The following is a 2,297-nucleotide window of genomic DNA, read 5'->3' as shown; positions in this document are numbered from 1 at the left end:
CGACGAGGTCGCCGCACTGGAGGTCCTGGCCTCGGTGGCGAGGGAGCACGGGAAGATGTTCGCCGTCAACGACCGGGCTGACATCGCCGCTCTGGTGGGTGCCGATGTTCTCCATGTCGGCCAGGACGATCTGACGGTCCCGCAGGTCCGTTCCCTGCTGGGACCGGATGTGGTGGTGGGGTTGTCGACCCACTCCCTGTCCCAGGCGCGGGCGGCGATGGAGGACGCCGACCTCGACTACTTCTGCACCGGGCCGCTCTGGGAGACCCCGACGAAGCCGGGTCGTGCGGCGACGGGCCTCGGGTTGGTGACGCAGACCGCGGAGATGCTGGCCTCGGCCCCTGAGCAGTGGCAGAGGGACAAGGTGTGGTTCACCATCGGCGGGGTGAACGCATCCACCCTGCCGGAGGTGCAGGCGGCGGCCCACTCGGCGGCGGACGGCCACCCGGTGCGCGCCGTGGTGGTGCGTCCGCTGACCGGGGCCGCTGATCCCCGGGCCGCCGCCGCGGAGCTGAAAACTGTACTCGGGCGGTGAATGCTGCGACTCCGCTGAAGCGCTACACCGCCTGTGGCACCGTCCCCTGGAGTCGGGGAAGACTGCCCGGGTACACCTGCACCGGGGGAGAGGGTTTCCTCGGCGATCTGATCGGCGACCTGCCGGATGATCCGGCTGACCATAGGGTGGGACACGCTGTCCCACCCCTGCCGACCAGCCCGGATGCCGGTAGCATGCGGTTATGAACACCATCACAGACACCACAGCAGCCACATCCCCCACCGGACAGGGCTTCCCGGTCATCCGCCCCGAGCGGGTCGACGGCTCGGACATCGGGGCCATCCATGCGCTGACTGCCGAGGCGTTCGCCCGGGTCGATCACGCCTCCGGTGCCGAGGCGAAGGTGATCGACGCCCTGCGGGACAACGGTGAACTCCGGTACTCACTCGTCGCCGTCCACGCCGGACGCCTCGTCGGCCACGTCGCCGCTTCCAGGGTCACACTTGATCCACCGGACGGCGGCCGGTGGTACGGCATCGGACCGATGTCGGTGCACCCCGATTTCCAGGGGCAGGGAACCGGGTCAGGGTTGATGAGTGCCCTCCTTGACCTGCTCATCGTGTACGGGGCTACCGGTGCCGTCCTGCTCGGTGAACCCTCGCTCTACGCCCGCTTCGGTTTCGCTCCACGCGAGGGCCTCACCATGGCAGGACTGGACGCGGCGCAGGACTCCCACTTCCAGGCGCTGCGCCTCGACGGCAGGGGCGACTACCCCGAGGCCACCGTCAGCTACAGTCCGGCCTTCGACGTGGAGTAGCCGCGCCTAGATCTCGCTGACCGGGGTCGGTCCGTCGACGAACTCGACGGTCCGGTTCTCCGGCAGCGACTCCCGCGCGGCGAGCTCCACGATGACGTCCGCGACGAGTTCGCGGGAGGTGTGGGACTCCTCACGGGGCAGGTCGGCGGTCGGCGTGGCGAACCCGCCCGCCGGCTCCAGGGTGAGCGCCGAGGGGCCCAGGATGGCGTAGTCCAGCCCGATGGTGGAGTTCAGCCGGTCGTCGACGATCTTCTTGGCGTCCGCGTAGGGGAAGAAGGAGTCGTCCTCCGGCACGGTGTGCTTTGTCGCGGCGAGGTAGGAGACGTTGAGGTAGCGGGGTGCCTTCCCGGCGTCCCGGAGACGCTCGAGGGAGTCGATGACGGCGAGGGCGGCGTCCCGGTCGACGGCGTAGGTGCGCTCCGGGGCGCCGCCGCCGGCACCGGCCGACCAGATGACCACGTCAAAGCGGGCGAGCAGGGCGTCCCACTCGTCCGGGGTGATCTGCGTGACGTCCAGGACCAGGGGAGTGGCACCGAGTGCCTCGATGTCCGTGGACTGCTCCGGCTTGCGGATCAGGGAGGTGACCGCGAAGCCGCGGTCGACGAGCTTGGGGGCGGCGAGCAGGGCGACCTTGCCGTGGCCGCCGATGATGAGTGCGTTGGTCATGGTCGGTGCAACGGGCCGCCGACGGTGACTATTCCGGAACTACCCGTCGGCCCCACCCTTGGCCAGTTCGCGCAGGCCCGGGGCGACCGAGGCGACCTGGCTCAGCAGCTTGGTGAGGTCCTGTCCATCGCCGACGAGAGTGAGGTTCGCCGAACCGAGGGCGTCCGACAGGGAGGCGATCATCTCCGGCATCTGGTCGACCATCTGCTTGTCGATGATCACACCCTCGTTGGATGCCACTGCCTCGGAGGTGGTGCGCAGGGCCTGGGCCTCAGCCTCAGCCTCGATGCGCTTGCGCTGCGCCTCCGCCTCCGCGGG

The 2,297-nt window shown here is 69.6% G+C and carries 3 protein-coding genes and 1 pseudogene; 2 read left to right on the top strand and 2 right to left on the bottom strand.

All coding sequences use genetic code 11. The features are described 5' to 3' along the window. Window positions 1-535 (top strand): thiamine phosphate synthase (locus QZV72_RS05835; RefSeq protein WP_297006221.1); only part of this gene is annotated, 535 nt, incomplete at its 5' end. Window positions 536-737: 202 nt separating this feature from the next. Further along, window positions 738-1,313 (top strand): GNAT family N-acetyltransferase, encoded by a 576-nt coding sequence (locus QZV72_RS05830; RefSeq protein WP_297006219.1) that lies wholly within the window; start codon window positions 738-740, stop codon window positions 1,311-1,313. A gap of 6 nt (window positions 1,314-1,319) precedes the next feature. Here QZV72_RS05830 and QZV72_RS05825 read toward each other — a convergent pair whose 3' ends face one another. After that, window positions 1,320-1,979: an NAD(P)H-binding protein gene (locus QZV72_RS05825; protein ID WP_297006217.1), complete on the bottom strand. Its 660-nt coding sequence runs from the start codon at window positions 1,977-1,979 to the stop codon at window positions 1,320-1,322. Between the two features lie 39 nt (window positions 1,980-2,018). Then, window positions 2,019-2,297, bottom strand: a pseudogene (locus tag QZV72_RS05820) (flotillin family protein); the annotation flags it as partial.

The sequence above is a fragment of the uncultured Corynebacterium sp. genome (assembly GCF_902782855.1).
In the GTDB taxonomy this organism is placed as follows: Bacteria; Actinomycetota; Actinomycetes; order Mycobacteriales; family Mycobacteriaceae; genus Corynebacterium.
Note: the sequence above shows the minus strand (reverse complement) of the source record. Positions and strands in the feature narration are given on the sequence as shown.